This is a genomic window from Luteibacter sp. 3190, assembly GCF_031456385.1.
GTDB lineage: Bacteria > Pseudomonadota > Gammaproteobacteria > Xanthomonadales > Rhodanobacteraceae > Luteibacter.
This window is the reverse complement of the sequence record NZ_JAVDUO010000001.1, coordinates 1,420,868-1,437,745: the sequence shown is the minus strand read 5'-3', so window position 1 is coordinate 1,437,745 and position 16,878 is coordinate 1,420,868. Positions and strand designations below refer to the sequence as shown.

The following is a 16,878-nucleotide window of genomic DNA, read 5'->3' as shown; positions in this document are numbered from 1 at the left end:
CAGCGTACCGTATCGAGGCGGTGGCGCGGCCGGGCGGCCGATCCGCAACGTCCCGCTTTCATGCCAGACTCTCCCGAAGACAACGGACGTGGTCGGTGGGGGAGCAAGGGCATGTATGTGGTGTGGGCCATCGTGGGTGCGATCATCGGCGCCTTTGTGGGTGAGGGCGTTGCCGGCGCCGTTGCCGGATTCGCCATCGGATTCCTCTGGGCGCGCACCGCCCAGCTGCGTCGCGATCTCGACGACGCGCGGCGGCTGATCGACGACCTGGCCGGCGGCAAGCGAGCGGAAGCCGCGGATACGACACCGCCCCCGATACCGTCGCCCCGGCGCGCGCCGGAGCCCGTATCCCCGGTCCCCCCGGTCGCGCCACCCGCGCCACCCGCGACTGCGGTCAGGCCGGCGGCAGCCGTCCACGCCGCGGTCGAACCACCCAGCGGTCCGACCGTCGCCGAGCGCCTCGCCACCGCCATCAAACGCTGGTTCACCGAAGGCAACGTGCCGGTGAAGGTCGGCATGCTCGTGCTCTTCGCCGGCGTCGCCGCGTTCCTCAAATACGCCGCCGACACCGGCCTGCTGCGCGTGCCCGTGTCGGTGCGCCTGTGCATCGTCGCGCTCGCCGCCATCGCGGGTGTCGTGTTCGGCTGGCTGCAACGCGACCGGCGGCGCGCGTTCGCCCTGTCGCTGCAGGGCGGCGCCATCGGCGTGCTGGTGATGACCGTCTTCGCCGCATACCGCATGTACGGGCTGCTTCCGGCCGGATGGGCGTTCGCGCTGCTGATCGTGTTCGTCGGTGCCCTCGGCGTGCTCGCGGTGCTGCAGGATGCGCTCGCGCTCGCGGTGCTCGGCCTCGTCGCCGGTTTCGCCGCGCCGATCATCGCGTCGACCGGGCAGGGCAACCACGTCGCGCTGTTCTCGTACTACGCGGTGCTCAACCTGGGCATCCTCGGCATCGCCTGGAAACGCGCGTGGCGCGTGCTCAACGTGCTGGGTTTCGTCGGCACGTTCGGCGTGGGCACGCTGTGGGGCGTGCTCAGCTATCGGCCCGGGCTGTTCGCCAGCACCGAGCCGTTCCTCGTGCTGCATTTCCTGCTCTACCTCGCCGTGCCCTGGCTGCACGTGCTGCGTTCGCCGCGGCGCGAGCGGGCGATCCTCGACGGCTGCCTGATGTTCGGCAATCCCATCGCCAGCCTGCTGCTGCAGGGCGCGCTGCTCGACTGGCGGCCCATGCCCCTGGCGATCTCCGCGCTGGTGGCCGCGGCGATCTATTTCGCGATCGCCTTCGCCATCCGTCGTCGCGACGACATGACGCTGCTGCGCGAGACGTGGGCCGTGCTCGCGGTCGCGTTCGCGACGATCGCCGTGCCGCTCGCGCTCAGCGCCAGCGTGACGGCGAGCGTGTTCGCGCTGGAGGGTGCTGGCCTGATCTGGCTCGGTTTCCGCCAGGGCCGGCGCCTGCCGCGCTGGGCCGGCGTGTTCCTGCAGTTCGCGGCGGGAGCGGCCTGGGTGATCGCCGCGCTGTTCCGCCACGGCGTGGACGACGTGCCGTTCCTCAATGCCGCCTTCATCGGCAGCCTGCTGCTCGTGATCGGGGCCGTCGTGGGCATGTGGCAGTTCGATCGCCATGGCACGTCTCGCGGCGTCTCCGCGCTCGCGCGCATCGGCCTGCTGGTCTGGGCCACGCTGTGGTGGCTCGTCGGTTTCGCCGACCAGATCGATCGCTTCGTCGTCGACGGCGCACCGCAGGCCGCGAGCTGGCTCGCGTTGTCGTCCGTCACCGCCGCGTTGCTCGCCATCGCGTGCCCGCGTGCGCGCAAGCTCGATCTGGGCACCACGCTCGCCTTCGGCGTGCCGCTGTTCTTGCTCGTGGGCATGGCCGTGATCCTCGATGCCGCGAACGCCGGCACGCAGTGGCTCGCCGGATGGCCGCTCGTCGCGGTGGCGGTGATGGGTGTATCCGGCTGGTTCGCGCTGGCCGGCGAAGCGAAACACCCGATCGCCGCGGTGGCCACGTCCACGATCTGGTGGGTGCGCTGGCTCGCCGTGTTCACCGTCGCGATCGCCATCGCGCTCGATGGCCAGTCGCTGGGGCAGGGCTGGCGATTGCTCGCCGTTTCGATGCCGACGCTGTTGCTCGCGGCGCTCGTGCTGTGGGGCACGCGCTGGCTGGCGATGCCGCTGCGCGCGCATGCCCGCGAGATCCGTCTCGCCGTGGGGGCGTGCACGACGCTGGGCATGATCGCGATCGGCATCGGCGCGCTCGGCGCCGCGGGCGATCCACGACCGCTGCCGTTCGTGCCGGTGCTCAACCCGGTCGACCTGCTGCTGGTTGCCGTGCTGCTGTTCGTGGCGCGCGCGATCTCCGACGACGCCATTCCCTCCGAGGTGCGGCGTCTGCGACCCGCGGTGCTCGCGGCCCTGTTCTTCGTGATCGCCACCAGCATGACGCTGCGTGCCGTGCATCACCTGGGCGGCGTGCCGTGGGACGGCGACATGCATCGCAGCAGCCTCGCCGAGCTGTCGCTCACGGTGGTGTGGAGCGTCATCGGCGTGGTGGCCTGGGTGCTGGGCTCGAAGCGAGGGCAGCGCATGCTCTGGCTGGCAGGCGCGGTGACCATGGCGCTGGTGCTGCTGAAGCTCCTGATCGTCGATCGCGGGCACCTCGGCAACCTCTTCGGCATCGCGTCGTTCATCGCGTACGGTCTGCTTTGCACCGTGATCGGTTACCTCGCGCCCGCGCCGCCAAGGCAGGGTTCGGTTCCTCCTCCGGAGTCGTCGCATGCAGCGTGACTGGCGTCGTGTCCTTCCCCTCGCTGGCCTGCTCGCCACCCTGGCGCAGGCCGACGCACCGCCGCGCTTCGCGGTGAGTTATCCGCTGACCGCGGCGCCTGGTGCGAAGGCGTACGTCGTGTCGATGCCCGAAGACGTCTACACCTGGGCCGTCCGCGATGCGGGTCTCACCGACGTCGTGGTGGTGGATGCGAAAGGGCGCCAGGTGGCGGCGGGCATCTACCACGCCGCCACACCGACGTCGCATCCGCTGACGGTGGACGCGCCGATGCTCACCGTGCCGCCGAGCGCGAACGGTGCCGTGGGCCCGCGCATCCAGCGCAGCACCACGGGCGACATCCTGATCGAGCCCGGCGCCGCGGCCACGAGCGGCAAGCCCTCCGAATGGCTCATCGACGCGCGCCAGCCGCTGCGACCCGAGCGCATCGAGTTCGCGCCGCTGGGACGCGACGCGAACCTGCGGATCGACATCGACGCCAGCACCAACCTGCAGGACTGGACACCGCTCGTGCGTGGCGCGTCGGTCGTCTCGCTCGGCAGCGGCGATGGCGCGGTCGACGCGCGCGTCGTGAAGCTCGCCGGCGACACGGCACGCTATTACCGCGTGCGCGTGACCTCGGGCGACGCGCCCTGGGCCGACGGCCACCCCGGCAGCGTGACGCTGTCCGGCACGGTGACCGATGCCTCGGCGAAGGACGAATCCCCGCGCCGATGGCTCGACCTCGGCCCGACCGACACCGCGACCAAGGATCAGGGCGTCGACTACGACTACCGGCTACCTGCCGCGGTTCCCGTCGGCGCGCTGCGCGTGAAGCTGGGGCGGGGCGACAACGTCGCGCGCCTCGACGCCATCGCCGTGCAGGACACGATGCGCGGCGAGCAGCTCGGCACGCTGGTGGTGACACCGGGCGCGCCGAACGGCGACGTCCACCCGCTGGAACTGACCCCGATCCGCCGCGATCTCATCCGCCTGCATTCGGTGACGCCGCTGCGCGAGCCGCCGCGCCTGCTGGTGGGCTGGCGACCCGATCGCATCGTCTTCCTGCCCGAGGGCGACGGTCCGTACCGCCTGCTCGTCGGGAGCCGCTCCGAACGGCGCCCGGCCTGGCCGATCGACGAGGCCGTCGCGGCGTTGCGCAAGGAAGGCGGCCCCGCATGGCGTCCGGCGGAAGCCACGACGGGCAAGGCGCAGGAGCTGGCGGGCAAGAAGGCCGTCGACCCCACCGAGGCGCCGTTCGACTGGACGCGCCCGCTCCTGTGGGTGGTGCTGCTGCTCGGCGCGGCGGTGGTCGCCGCCATGGCCGCCAGCCTCCTGCGGAAGCCGAAGAACGGCGGCGAATGAGCCGTTGAGGCGCCATGCACGGTGAACGCGCGATAATGGGCGTTCACCGCACGTCATGAGCCCCATGTCCTTCCAGTCCCCCGGCCTGTTCGCCGAACCCGAAGCCCTGAAGCCGCTCGCCGAGCGCATGCGGCCGCGCGCCCTCGACGAGATCGTGGGCCAGCAGCGCGTGGTGGGCGAGGGCAAGCCGCTGCGCCGTGCACTGGAGGCGGGCAGGGTGCATTCGATGATCCTCTGGGGCCCGCCGGGCTGCGGCAAGACCACGCTGGCCCTGCTGGTGGCGCGTTACGCCGACGCCGACTTCCGCGCGATTTCCGCGGTGATGAGCGGACTGCCCGACGTGCGCAAGGCGCTGGCCGAAGCGGAAGGCAACTTCGCGCAGGGGCGCCGCACCGTGCTGTTCGTGGACGAGGTGCACCGCTTCAACAAGGCGCAGCAGGACGCCTTCCTGCCGCACATCGAACGCGGCGTGATCATCTTCGTCGGCGCCACCACCGAGAACCCGTCGTTCGAGCTCAACTCCGCGTTGCTCTCGCGCTGCCGCGTGCACGTGCTCGACGCCGTCGGCGTCGACGACATCGTCGCCGCGCTGCACCGTGCGCTCGCCGATACCGAACGTGGGCTCGGCGATCTCGGGCTGCATGTCGACGAAGGCTCGCTGCGGCTCATCGCCAGCGCGGCCGACGGCGACGTGCGCCGCGCGCTCACGCTGCTGGAAATCGCCGCGGAGCTCGCGGAAGACGGCCGCATCGACGACACCACGCTGGAGCAGGTGCTCGCCGACCGCACGCGCCGCTTCGACAAGAGCGGCGAGCAGTTCTACGACCAGATCTCGGCGCTGCACAAATCCGTGCGCTCGTCCGATCCCGACGCGGCTGTCTACTGGCTGACGCGCATGCTGGACGGCGGCTGCGACCCGCTGTACCTCGCGCGCCGCATGACGCGCATGGCGGTGGAAGACGTGGGCCTCGCCGAGCCACGCGCGTGGCGCATGGCGCTGGACGCATGGGACACCTACGAGCGCCTCGGCAGCCCCGAAGGCGAACTCGGCCTTGCGCAGCTCGCCATCTGGCTCGCCATCGCGCCGAAGAGCAACGCGGCGTACATGGCGTACAACAAGGCGAAGGCCACGGTGAAGCAGATGGGCACGCTCGACGTGCCCATGCACCTGCGCAACGCGCCGACGAAGCTGATGAAGGGCCTCGGCTACGGCAAGGACTACCAGTACGACCACGACGCCGAAGGCGGCATCGCCCTGGACCAGCAATGCCTGCCCGACGAGCTCGAAGGCATGACGTTCTACGAGCCCGTCGATCGCGGCCTCGAACTCAAGCTCGGCGAAAAACTCAACGCCCTCCGCGCCGCACGAACCGAAGCCCGCAAGAAGCGCTGAACGCGCGCCAACCTACCGAAGGGTGGGAGCCGATCGCATCGGCGATCCCGCGCCAGCGGGCAGTCTCGCCAACGCCCGCACCCCTGCCAAAAGTCCGATACCCCCAACGCCACGCCGGACGTACCCTCGGCCCATCCAACCCGCGGGAGCACGGCCATGCGCATCGCCATCGCAACGTTGCTGGGCGGCATCGTGATGTTCCTCTGGGGCGCGTTCGCGCACATGGTGCTGCCGCTGGGCGAGATGTCCATGCGCGCACCGCTCGACGAAGACAAGGTGCTGGCCGCACTGCACGACGGCCTCCCGGGCGAGCACGGCATCTACGTGCTCCCGCACTACGACCCCGCCACGCAGGGCGACGAAAAGTCCATCGCGACATTCTCCGCCAAAGCCAAGGCCAACCCGTACGCCTTCATCGTCTACACGCCCTACGGCAAGGACCCCATGGCGTCGATGCCGTACAACCTGTTCCACCAGTGGCTCTCCGAAACCCTCGCCGCCCTGATCGTCGCGCTGATCATGATCCGCGCAGGCACCGGCGCCGCCAGGGGCCTGCTCATCGGCCTGGGCTTCGGCATCTTCAGCTGGCTCTCGCTCAGCGTGCCGTACTGGAACTGGTACCGCTTCCCCGGCGCCTTCACCCTCGGCAGCCTCGTCGAACAGGCCTTCGGCTGGCTCGTCGCCGGCGCCATCATGGGCTGGTGGCTAGGCCGCCACCGCACCCCCTGAAGCCCGTCACCGTCGTACCGGCGCACGCCGGTACCCACGGCGAGCACGCCAGGCAACACGACACGCTTCCTCCCGAGCCCCGGCACGTTGCCACAACACCACAAACCCCCTCACCGTCGTACCGGCGCACGCCGGTACCCACGGCGACCACGCCCAGGAAGCACGACACGCTTTCCTCCGAGCCCCGGCACGTTGCCACAACACCACAAAACCCCTCACCGTCGTACCGGCGCACGCCGGTACCCACGGCGACCACGTCCGGTCAACACGACACGCTCGCCCCCCGAGCCCCGGCACGTTGCCACAACACCACAAACCCCCTCACCGTCGTACCGGCGCACGCCGGTACCCACGGCGACCACGCCCGAAAGAACGCCCACGCCCCGACGCCCCACCGTCCACCCCCCAAACTTTGCGATAATCCCGAATCCACCCGCCCTCGGAACGCAAACATGCTGGATCCCGCCCTCCTGCGCGGCCGCCTCGCCGAAACGGCAGAACGCCTCCGCGCCGCCCGGAACTTCGACCTCGACGTAGCCACGGTCGAGCGCCTCGAATCCGAGCGCAAGTCGCTCTCCACGGAGACGCAGGAGCTGCAGAACCTCCGCAACACGCGTTCCAAGGCCATCGGCCAGGCCAAGGCCAAGGGCGAAGACGTCGCCCCCCTGATGGCGGAAGTCGCCGGCCTGGGCGAAAAGCTCAAAGCCAACGAAGACGCGCTCGCCGCCGTCCAGGCGAAGATCAACGAGATCGCCCTCGGCATCCCAAACCTGCCCGACGCCTCCGTGCCCATCGGCAAGGACGAGAACGACAACGTCGAGATCCTCCGCTGGGGCCACGCGCGTCCGTTCGACTTCGAAGTCAAGGACCACGTTGACCTCGGCGCCCGCCACGGCTGGCTCGACGCCGACGCCGGCGCGAAGCTCAGCGGCGCGCGCTTCACCGTGCTCCGCGGCCAGCTCGCGCACCTGCATCGCGCGCTCGCGCAGTTCATGCTCGACCTGCACACGACCAAGCACGGCTACCTCGAACACAACGTCCCGCTGATCGTGAACAGCGCGGCGATGGAAGGCACGAGCCAGCTGCCGAAGTTCGAGGAAGACCTCTTCGCCACCGAAGTCGGCGAAGCGAAGCGCTACCTGATCCCCACGGCCGAAGTCACGCTGACCAACCTCGTGCGCGAGAGCATCACCGAAGCCGACGCGCTGCCCATGCGTCTCGCCGCGCACACCATGTGCTTCCGCGCCGAAGCCGGCAGCTACGGCCGCGACACGCGCGGCATGATCCGCCAGCACCAGTTCGAGAAGGTCGAAATGGTGCAGATCGTCGCGCCGGAGACGAGCATGCAGCAGCTCGAGGAACTGGTCGGCCACGCCGAAGCCGTCCTCCAGGCCCTGAAGCTCCCGTACCGCAAGGTGCAGCTGTGCACCGGCGACATGGGCTTCGCCGCCGCCAAGACCTACGACCTCGAAGTCTGGCTGCCCAGCCAGAACACGTACCGCGAGATCAGCAGCTGCTCCAACTGCACCGACTTCCAGGCGCGTCGCATGCAGGCGCGGTGGCGCAACCCGGCCACGAACAAGCCGGAACTGGTGCACACCCTCAACGGCTCCGGCCTGGCCGTCGGCCGCACGCTGGTCGCCGTGATGGAGAACTACCAGCAGAAGGACGGCTCGATCGAGGTCCCCGAAGTGCTCCGCCCGTACATGGCCGGCATCGAAGCCATCGCCTGAGGGTAAGGGCAGGGTACAATCGGCGCGCCGGCCGCCCAGCGCCCGGCCTGCCGACGCAGGAAACCGCCAAGTGCAACGCGTGGCGGTGAGGAACAAAACGGAGAGATGGCCGAGTGGTTTAAGGCAGCAGTCTTGAAAACTGCCGTAGGTGTAAGCCTACCGTGGGTTCGAATCCCACTCTCTCCGCCAAGTCTTTGTAAGCTATTGATTGGGATGGGAGTTAGTCCCGATTGAGCATTTCAGTGCGTGGACACTCGCGTGGACAACACGCATGCGTTTACCCCATCACCTAGTTCGCTCGCCGCACGGCGTGCCTCACTCTCGCCAAGTGGTGTCGATAGAGTTGCAAGGCGCCTTTGGGGTGCGGGTCATCAATCGGAGTTTGCATACGCGTGATCCTGCTCTGGCGCAGATACGCGCGTGTGCGTTGTCGACCTATGTCAGCATTTGTTTCAGCCGAGCACGGAGGCTTGTGATGGCACTGAGGATGGCACGCCGCTGGACACTGATTACCCGGCCACCTCTTTTTATATCCCTCGCTACAAGGTCGAGAAGACCCAGGGTAGATTCTCGCTAGAGACCGATGGCAGTGCCGCGGACCATGCGCGAGCGCTCGAAGCGCTACGCATGCTGCTGGGAAGCGAACCGACTGCATCGGCACCGGTTGCCCTGGTTACGCCAACTGTCGCAATCCCCTGTGGGCTCGGCATCAGCGTCGGTGAGGTGGCGCGGAAGTATCTGTTGACGCTTGATGCCCGCTTGGTGTCGGACAAAACCTGCTGCCAAAAGAGGACGCTGTGAATGGGTTTGCAAATTGGCGCGGGCTGACGCATTCGCTCGCTGCCTGTACCCGCACGGATGTCTCGGAGTGGGTGCAGAGTTTGCGCGCCGAAAACCTAGCCACGCCCACCTTGACTAACAAGACCAGCTATCTCAAAGCGCTTTTCGAATGGACACAGACGGCAGGACACTTGCCCAAGGGAGACAATCCGGCGCAAGTCCACGTCAAGCAAGGGGTGCGGGAAAGCGCTTGCGGCGGAAGCTGAGATTCGAGGCGTTCACGGCCGAGCAGCTCGCGCTCGTCTACGGCCGCGCCTTCTCAAAGCTCAGAAAGGATATCCAGCTCGGTGCGCTGCTGGGGCTTTACACCGGTGCGCGCGTATCGGAACTGGGTGAATTGCACTTGGAAGACTTGATAGAAGAAGACGGCTTGCCTTGCATCCGCATCAGTGCTGAAGGATAGGGACAGAGCCTGAAGGCGGATGCCAGTGCCCGCACCGTGCGACTGCATTTGCACCTCATCGAGTGGGGTTTGATGCGTCATGTGGAGGCTCTATAGAAATCGAAGGAAACGAGGTTGTTCCCCAGGACTACGGTTGGCTCCGTCAATGGTCATTGCAACCTTTTGCCTGCCGCATTTGGTCGCTACATCAAGTCGGTCGGTATCGAGGTACGGAATGGCGAAATGCGCATTCATAGCCTTCGAAAAACGGTCGTTCAAAAGGTGCAGGGTGGCGCCTTGCGATCGGAATACCGTGCGCAGTAGGTCCGTCACGATTTAGGCGACGAACATCATGCGGCCGGCTCGAGGCAATACACGATAGGAGAGTTGGGGATGGGAAGTGCATCTGGCTCTGATCAACTTGGCTACCAGATTTACTTCGAAGGAGTGACTAGGAATTGACGAGCGCGCGTGGGTGCGGCTCTACACGACTGAATCCGAACCTCAACTGTCATTGCAACGGCTGGCCGACGCGGCGGAACAAACCTCCCTCAAAATCGACCGGACGACGTAGAGGCATGCTGGCAACCGATGTGAGGAGGCATATTGCAAAGCGGCAAGGACGGCTCGATGCCGCCCTTTCCTTTCACTAGCGCACGGTTAGGACGGTTTTTCGGACCGAGTGGGCACACTCGGGAGAAAGCCCAAGGTCGATGGCGAGCTGGAAGAAAGCATCTGCGCTGGTTCGGCCAAGCCGATGTTGTCGCACTAGCTTCCGGGCCAACACGCGAACGGGTTCCAAGTCGCCGCTGGTGAAGTACCTCGGTTCACCAACGGCCTCTCGCATGGCGTGCTGCACGGCGTGCGGGAGATTGGAACCATGTATGAAGTACCGCAGGTGTCTCAAAAAGTTGCCATGCCCGAACACCTCGTCGCCTGATGTGCCGTTTCGGGCGAAGGTGTCAATGCGCGAGCGTTTGCCGTCATGGAACGCTGCATCCGTGAAATATGCGATGCGCTCTGGAGGTATGGCTCGGCGCGCGAGTAAGCGCGGGGTTAATTGGGCCGAAGCGGCGCACGAACGTTGCAAGGATTCGTGGGAATGATTATGGAAGTCAATCTGCGAGAGTAATCGAGCTTCTTCGCTAGTCAGGTCGATTGTGCCCAGCATTGTGGTGCGCTCCCTTGCTTGCCGCCTCTGGGGCCGTAGGTCGAGCTTAGCTCGGGCAGGACCATCGCACATCTTTGCTCAAGCTCTGACCGACAGCGCCCTGGTTCCGAAATCGGCAAGCCGCCATTCTGTTAGTCTTGTTCAATCAGAATAGCGCCCACCCGCAGATTTTTCAGCCAGTTACGTGCCAAGGCATCTAGGGGGAGCCAAGCGTCAACGGCCATCGCAACAGAAACGTAAACACCACAGAACACCGCCTGAATCAGCAGGCAGTCCAGCCGTCGTAGTTCGGCAGGAACGTACTGAAACTTGTGCCAGCGCAGGCATGCATCGGTTGATACACCCGCTGGAAACCTAGGCGGCGCAGCTCTGCATCGTCGGTCGGATAGAACGCGCCGCCTGGCTCGCAATGCAATGAAAAGTCGCCTTGCTTCATCCTGCAGTGGCGGCAATGGTTCATCCAATAGTGGCTCCCGGTGGTTTTGCTGTAGTCCATTCCGAGCAGAGGACACCGCTTGCGTAGTTCGGCAAGAGCCCCATCGTCCACCTCAGTGAGATACATCAAGAACTGCAAATACTCCTGCGGTTCCCAGCGGTCCCCCTCGTCATCGGATACCAAGATTTCATGGCCCGGCGGGACGGCCAGAGCATGGACGGTCGTCGGCTGATGGCATTTCCAGCAATGTGTCTCGCCGGAGACCACCCAGTAGCGGTTGGACCGCACATCCCAATCAGGGGCCGTCGGCATCCACTGAGAAAGCGGCTCATATGGCACGCCATTGGGCACGAACCAGACCCGTTGCTGTGGGTCCCACCGCGCGCCCAGCGCCTTAGCTTGGTCTTTTTGGTCGAAGGGGACCACAAGATTCACTCGTGCCATCGCCACGCTCCTTGTGCTTTAGCTTCACGCGCACACCATTGGCGCGCCTCTCCGAATCTATCACCGTCTGAGGATCCGCTCAAAGACGGTGGAATGGAAATGCTCGTCACTATGGCGCTCCGGATAAGGAACCGCCAGCCTGGGCGTGTAGCGGCGGTGCCCCGCGCGGGAAAGCCCTGCGGCTTTGAAAAAAGACGCCGAAGTGTCGACCTCGGCGTTTCTTGGACAGGGCGTGAGGGTGATTACCACCAAGGTCAGGAGGTGGTACTTCTGCCCTTTTTTATGCCTGTATTTCCGGAAAGAATCGATGTGAGCGCAGATGGGGGCTAGGGGTGCCCCACCTCCTGAGCCGCTGCTGAGGCTGGATGCCGGAGACCGACCGGCGGCACGGCGAAGCGGCAGCGGACATACGGATGTGGAGCAGTGGATGCATCGAACGGTCTCGGCGAAGGGCGGGGTCATACGTGGACGGACCGCCTGACCCTGTCAAGCGAATCTGCCGAAGTTTTTCGCTGAAGCTGACTGGTCAGCTTAGGATTAGAATCAATCAGATACGGAGGAAAAACATAAATGCGAATGCTCGAATTTCTCTAAGCCGCGCGCGGTGCATTTGCCGATGACACGTAATCGGCGTACGTGCGCTCGCCGAGAGCGGGCAGGGTGGGTTCAAGGTCCTCCCGCTGCATTGGCAGGTTGAACCGCAGCTATGAGAGCGCTGAAATGGGGAGCATCTTCCCGCAGCAACTCAATCAACTCGTCGACGACCGGGCCGATGGCGGCGACCAGTTGGGTATGGCTCGCGACGCGGTCAACAGTTTCTAGGTGGCTGAAATGGTGAAGCAGCTGGGTGACCCGCACGGCGGATTCGGGTCCCACCAGAACACCAAGCCGTGTCTCGACATTCGTATCAGCCATGGGAAGGCGCATATAGGTGTATAGCTCGACAAAACGGCGCAAGGCATTGGGTAGCGCGAGGAGCTGTTCGAGGTCATCCTTCGTGGGGTGCTCGGAGAACGCGTAGATGACGCTGAAGAGGTAGTGGTACTCCGAAGTGTACTGCCTTAGAGCGGCCGGCAAATCCACTAGGGTGGAGTTCTTTGGGCCGATGCGTTTGACAAGGTAGTAGCGAGCGCCGTCTGTTTGAGTCGGCTTTTGCCGGTCGATCGGCAGTTTCTTTAGCATCTCGAAGAATTCGAAGTTGTGTGTCGAGATGAAAAGCTGTTTGCAAGCGGTGACCCACTTCGGTTTGCCATGGGCATCATTGACCTTCTGGAAGAAGAGATGCTTGAGGGTGGCATAGACCTGAAAGACATGATTGCTGTCCAAGCTCGAGATGGGGTCATCGATATAGACGATGACCTCGTCCAGGCTCTTATGTTCTTTCAATTTAGTCAGGAAGTAGGCGAATGCGATCGCGGTCCGTTCGCCATCGCTTAAATTGCGAGCAGGTTGGCCATGCCGGCGCAGCGCAAAGCGGTCGACACCCTCGACCGAGACGACCTCAATCTGGACCGCATCGGTCCCAAGAAGTAGGGCGATGCGTTCATTGAGCGTCTCGCGACCGTGCTGTGCGCGGTTGATGCTCGCCTGAAGTGCATCGACGGTGCTTTTGATTCGAGTCCCCGAGGCCAAAATGCACGCATCGGCCTTATTGAGCTGCTCAATCTTTGCCTTGACGGTGGCAAGCGTCGCGTCGCACGCAAATGTGGCTACCAAGTGCGCCTTCGCACGACGCAAGGCGTCACCACGTGTGTCTTTGAAGTTTCCGACCGTTTCATTATTGCTGGCAATGAGGTCTGTCGCTTCAGCAAACGCCTGCGCCAAGCTAGGTGCGAGAGATGGTTCCAGAGCGGGTAGGTCCTGAACCTCGAAGGGGCGTTCAAGCTTGCGCTGGACTGCAGCGTCAAGGCTCAACAAATCCTTGTTGTAGGCTTTGATCAAGGTTTGCAATCGCTGTTCAACGCGCGAAGCGGCCGCCTGATGTTCGGGAAGGAGTCGCGAGGCATCAAGGCCAGTGGCCGTGGGCAGCGCGGCGAGCCGAATATTTCGCGACAAGGCAGCTAGCTGGTCCTTTTGCTCGGTGAGTGCCTTCGAAAAGTGCCCTTGAAGGAGCCGAAGTCGGTCTTGAGTAAAGGGGCCACCGCAAAATTCACAGTTCTGCTGACCCGCGTGCAGGGGCAGCCCCTCGCCGACCCACACAGCGATTGCGGGGTGGTCGCGAAGATGTTGAATGACCGCCGATACAGCCGGGACTTGGGCAAGGAGCGTTCCCGCCTCGCTCTGCCAGCGCGCTAGGCGAAAAGTCGGCGTTGTCAGTGCGGGGGCGCTCCTAGGTCTCTCGGAGTCACTGGTCAGTGCGACTTTGAGTTCAGCCGCAAACGATTCTGGGGGAAGGATGGCGGCGGTGGCATTGGCGGAAAGTTGGGCGATGGCCGTGGTCAACTGGGTTGCCCCGAATGCCTCGACGATTTGCAGCGTGGTTTTGATTTGCTTGGCGGCAGCGGTTTTGGCCTCGCTAATGGTCTGGTTGGCGTCTTTGACTGCGTTGCGAGTTGCCGCCAGCTGTTGGCGGCGCTTACCGCGCAGCAGATTGAGGCGTTCGATTCGCTCCTGGGCCTCGATGGATTCGTCCCCGAGCAACAAGATGGACTCGAAGTCCTCGCCGGACCAGCTCAGGTTGGTCGACACGAAATCGGTGTTGAACACCTCGACAGTGACTTTGGGCGGGCTGAGTGTCGTTTCGGTGACGGAAATGCCTCCCTCCATACGCACCTCAAAGGGTGCGCCTGGACAGTCGGCATACGGGACGCCACTGCCGAGGCTCGCGAAAAGCCGAGACAATGTGGTTTTGCCCGAATAGTTCCAGCCATAGATGATGTTCTTGGCCGCGAACTCAGGAATGTCGTTGGTCTTGCGGAAGTCGTCAAAGACGCCGAAGCCGCGTAGCCGTTGAATTGAACGAATCACCCTGTTCCCTGTGGGCACGGACATGGCGTTCGCCGTCCTTGAGTGTGCCCAGGAAAAATGGTGCGCCGAGTCCGGTGCAGTTGCAACGGGGCACCATGACGGCACAGGGGAGGACGCTGGACGCGGGGTGGCTGGAGTTGATGGAACAGTGAAAGTGCCAGGCGTGCTGCACTGGGCGCGCCTGAGTGCATGTGGCTACCCGTCGAGCATTTCTCGTGATATTCTGCGTGTACTCTGGCGATAGGTGCTTCGCGGCCTATTCCCCTTACTCAGCCACTAAGTGGTTACGTTAAGTACGTCTATGGTTATCCATAGATGTGCTGCTGTTGGTTATGTGTCCATGCGCGATGCGCTAGGCGAGCCAGAGTTCGAGTAAGGGAGGATCTTCGATGAAAAATTTCATCCGCAAGACCCGCCTTGTCCTCGCGTGCATGAACGTCCTTGCTGGCCTCGTCCGGCTCGTGATTGCACTCGTGGACATGGCATCTAACTACAGTCATCTTTATGGCACAGAAGTGGCGCGACCGGTTTGAAGTGAAGCCTGGACGTTGGGTATTTGTCCCGACGCGTGAGTCTGCGGATCGCGGCATTCAAATCAAGGCGCTAATCGGAGGGCAGTGGAAAGCTCCTAATTTTTTCTACCATCTTCGCCATGGCGGGCATGTCGCCGCCGTCCGCGCACATGTCGAGAACAGATATTTTTTCCGTGCGGATATTGACGATTTCTTCGGCCGAGTAGGGCGCTCACGCATCACGCGCTGCTTAAAAACGTGGTTTTCGTTTGCTGATGCGCGTGAGATGGCTGACATTAGCGTGGTGAGGCATCCAGTTCACGGAAGCCATATTCTTCCCTACGGATTCGTTCAATCCCCGATTCTTGCCTCCGTCGCGCTCGATATGAGTAGGCTCGGTGCTTGCCTCCGTAGTCTGGCCAAACATAAGCCGTTGAAGGTGAGCGTCTACGTCGATGACATCATCATTTCGAGCAATGATTTGGAACTCTTGAACACCGCCGCCGATGCAGTTTTACGTCGAGGAGAACAGGCGTTATTCCCCATTGGCGCGCTAAAGCGCGAGGGTCCCTGTGAGGCAATCACAGCTTTTAATATCGAACTTGCTCAGCACTCTCTCAACATCTCGGAGCAGAGGATGAAGGTTTTCCGCGATCGCTATTTAAGTTCAGACGACGAGTCCGTTAGGGCGGGAATCTTGGGCTACATCGGGGCGGTGAATCCGTCACAAGAACTTTTGACTCATTAACCAACGGCGGACGGCGGCTATGTGGCGCGCGCGGACGGCTCCAAGCAGGACAACGCTGCCGCATTGAACGCATTGGATATCATCCGCACATCGCATTCCCGGGCGGCCTGAGAGGCAATCGGCGGTGCCTCACCCAGCGGTCCCTCTCGCAATGGCTCCGAAGCCGAGGAGCACATCCCGACCGTCGGCGAGGCTCAAACTCTTACGCATGGGTGGAGGCTCCAAACCTGCGTCCGAATACGTGGCAGCAGCGAGAGTGTGCGCTCATGTGGTTTATGGATTACTTCGGAAAGGGCGTGAAGCTCCACGCCGTCGACATAGATCCTGCCCATGTGGGTCAAGCCGTTGGTTAGAGTGACTTCAGCAAGTCCTCCACCGATGCCGTCAGCACCTCCCAGGAGGCTCGGCACGTGGCCTCATCGAAGTTGGCACGTGTGGATAACTCGTTCCATGGGTGGACGGCGTTGCGGGCTTCTCTCAACGCGTGACTGAACTTGCCCCGATCGGATTTTAGCCATCTCAGATCGACCGCAACATCAATGAGGCTATTGAGCGTCCAGTCTGGGATTGCGGGTATGCGCCCGCCACTGGCTTTCGGCGCTTTGGATGATTGATATGCTGCGCTTGACCCGAGTGTTGCTCGGGCCAGTAGCAACGCCTCCAAAATGCTGCCCATCATGATGATTGCCGACGTATAACATTCGATATGGACGCATTTTTGAGCCTCCCGCCATCGGCGATGAATGGCTGCCTCCAGATCGGGCATGGTTATGGTCAAGGCCGAAGTGTCTGGGGGCGCGATGATCGTCTTTTTGGGGTTTTCTTTCGGTGCGACGGCAAGAAACCGCAAGCAGCTTTGTATGTTGGCGGCGAGTGCTTCCAGTCGGACACGGCGGCTCTGGGCTTGGAAGTCCTCCGTGGTGTCGAATTGACTAAGCATGCTGGGAGGTAGCCCTCCGACCCCTTCCATAATGTGGCGGACGTCGCGCACCTTCGCGTCTACTTGCCGCAAGCCTGGATAGGCCTCAATGTCGGCTGAGCCGTCAGGAAGGCGGATCTCACCAAGGATGTCCTGCAGTAACTTGATCGCGGTTGCTCGTTCCATAGGTCATCCCCTCTCAGTGTTTGGTTTTTCGGCGCGGCGGTTTCATTTCAGGATCTTCGAGATCGCCGGCATGGTCGCCAGCGTCATACGACTGCCACCGCTTTTCTGCCGTCGAGTTTCATTGGTGCCTCCCTCCGCCTAATCCTACGGCCATACGAGTCGGGCTGCGCCGGGATTCTAACGGTCGGGCGTAGGCGTTCGAACTCCGCGAAGGCATTAACCTCGGCTAGCGGTCCATATAGGCAAAATGCGGCACCTCGTTTCGGCTGCTTTCGCCAAGGCCTCG

The 16,878-nt window shown here is 63.5% G+C and carries 10 protein-coding genes and 1 tRNA gene; 8 read left to right on the top strand and 3 right to left on the bottom strand.

The features are described 5' to 3' along the window. Positions 1 to 60: 60 nt before the first annotated feature. From J2X58_RS06590 to J2X58_RS06560, 7 genes are all read left to right on the top strand, one after another. Positions 61 to 2,790: a DUF2339 domain-containing protein gene (locus J2X58_RS06590; protein ID WP_310047133.1), complete on the top strand. Its 2,730-nt coding sequence runs from the start codon at positions 61 to 63 to the stop codon at positions 2,788 to 2,790. Beyond that, complete coding sequence (locus J2X58_RS06585; protein ID WP_310047131.1) at positions 2,780 to 4,132, top strand: DUF3999 family protein; 1,353 nt, start codon at positions 2,780 to 2,782, stop codon at positions 4,130 to 4,132. Before J2X58_RS06590 ends, J2X58_RS06585 begins: the two co-directional genes overlap by 11 nt. A 64-nt stretch (positions 4,133 to 4,196) precedes the next feature. Continuing rightward, positions 4,197 to 5,525 (top strand): replication-associated recombination protein A, encoded by a 1,329-nt coding sequence (locus tag J2X58_RS06580; RefSeq protein WP_175472750.1) that lies wholly within the window; start codon positions 4,197 to 4,199, stop codon positions 5,523 to 5,525. A gap of 156 nt (positions 5,526 to 5,681) precedes the next feature. After that, positions 5,682 to 6,254, top strand: a complete 573-nt coding sequence (locus J2X58_RS06575; protein ID WP_310047129.1) for a hypothetical protein — start codon at positions 5,682 to 5,684, stop codon at positions 6,252 to 6,254. A gap of 452 nt (positions 6,255 to 6,706) precedes the next feature. Further along, positions 6,707 to 7,987: a serine--tRNA ligase gene (gene serS, locus J2X58_RS06570; protein WP_310047128.1), complete on the top strand. Its 1,281-nt coding sequence runs from the start codon at positions 6,707 to 6,709 to the stop codon at positions 7,985 to 7,987. 99 nt (positions 7,988 to 8,086) lie between these two features. After that, positions 8,087 to 8,176 (top strand) — tRNA-Ser (locus tag J2X58_RS06565). 841 nt (positions 8,177 to 9,017) lie between these two features. Continuing rightward, positions 9,018 to 9,230, top strand: a complete 213-nt coding sequence (locus J2X58_RS06560) for a hypothetical protein (protein ID WP_310047127.1) — start codon at positions 9,018 to 9,020, stop codon at positions 9,228 to 9,230. A 1,412-nt stretch (positions 9,231 to 10,642) separates the two neighbouring features. Here J2X58_RS06560 and J2X58_RS06555 read toward each other — a convergent pair. Next, positions 10,643 to 11,260 carry a DUF5710 domain-containing protein gene (locus J2X58_RS06555; RefSeq protein WP_310047126.1) on the bottom strand — a complete coding sequence of 206 codons (618 nt, stop codon included), beginning with the start codon at positions 11,258 to 11,260 and terminating at the stop codon, positions 10,643 to 10,645. A 666-nt stretch (positions 11,261 to 11,926) separates the two neighbouring features. Beyond that, positions 11,927 to 14,251, bottom strand: a complete 2,325-nt coding sequence (locus J2X58_RS06550; RefSeq protein WP_310047125.1) for an AAA family ATPase — start codon at positions 14,249 to 14,251, stop codon at positions 11,927 to 11,929. Between the two features lie 480 nt (positions 14,252 to 14,731). Here J2X58_RS06550 and J2X58_RS06545 point away from each other — a divergent pair, with 480 nt between their 5' ends. After that, positions 14,732 to 15,487: a reverse transcriptase domain-containing protein gene (locus J2X58_RS06545; protein ID WP_310047122.1), complete on the top strand. Its 756-nt coding sequence runs from the start codon at positions 14,732 to 14,734 to the stop codon at positions 15,485 to 15,487. A gap of 349 nt (positions 15,488 to 15,836) precedes the next feature. Here the strand turns inward: J2X58_RS06545 and J2X58_RS06540 are convergent, their stop codons facing one another. Continuing rightward, complete coding sequence (locus J2X58_RS06540; protein WP_310047120.1) at positions 15,837 to 16,592, bottom strand: hypothetical protein; 756 nt, start codon at positions 16,590 to 16,592, stop codon at positions 15,837 to 15,839. Positions 16,593 to 16,878: the final 286 nt, after the last annotated feature.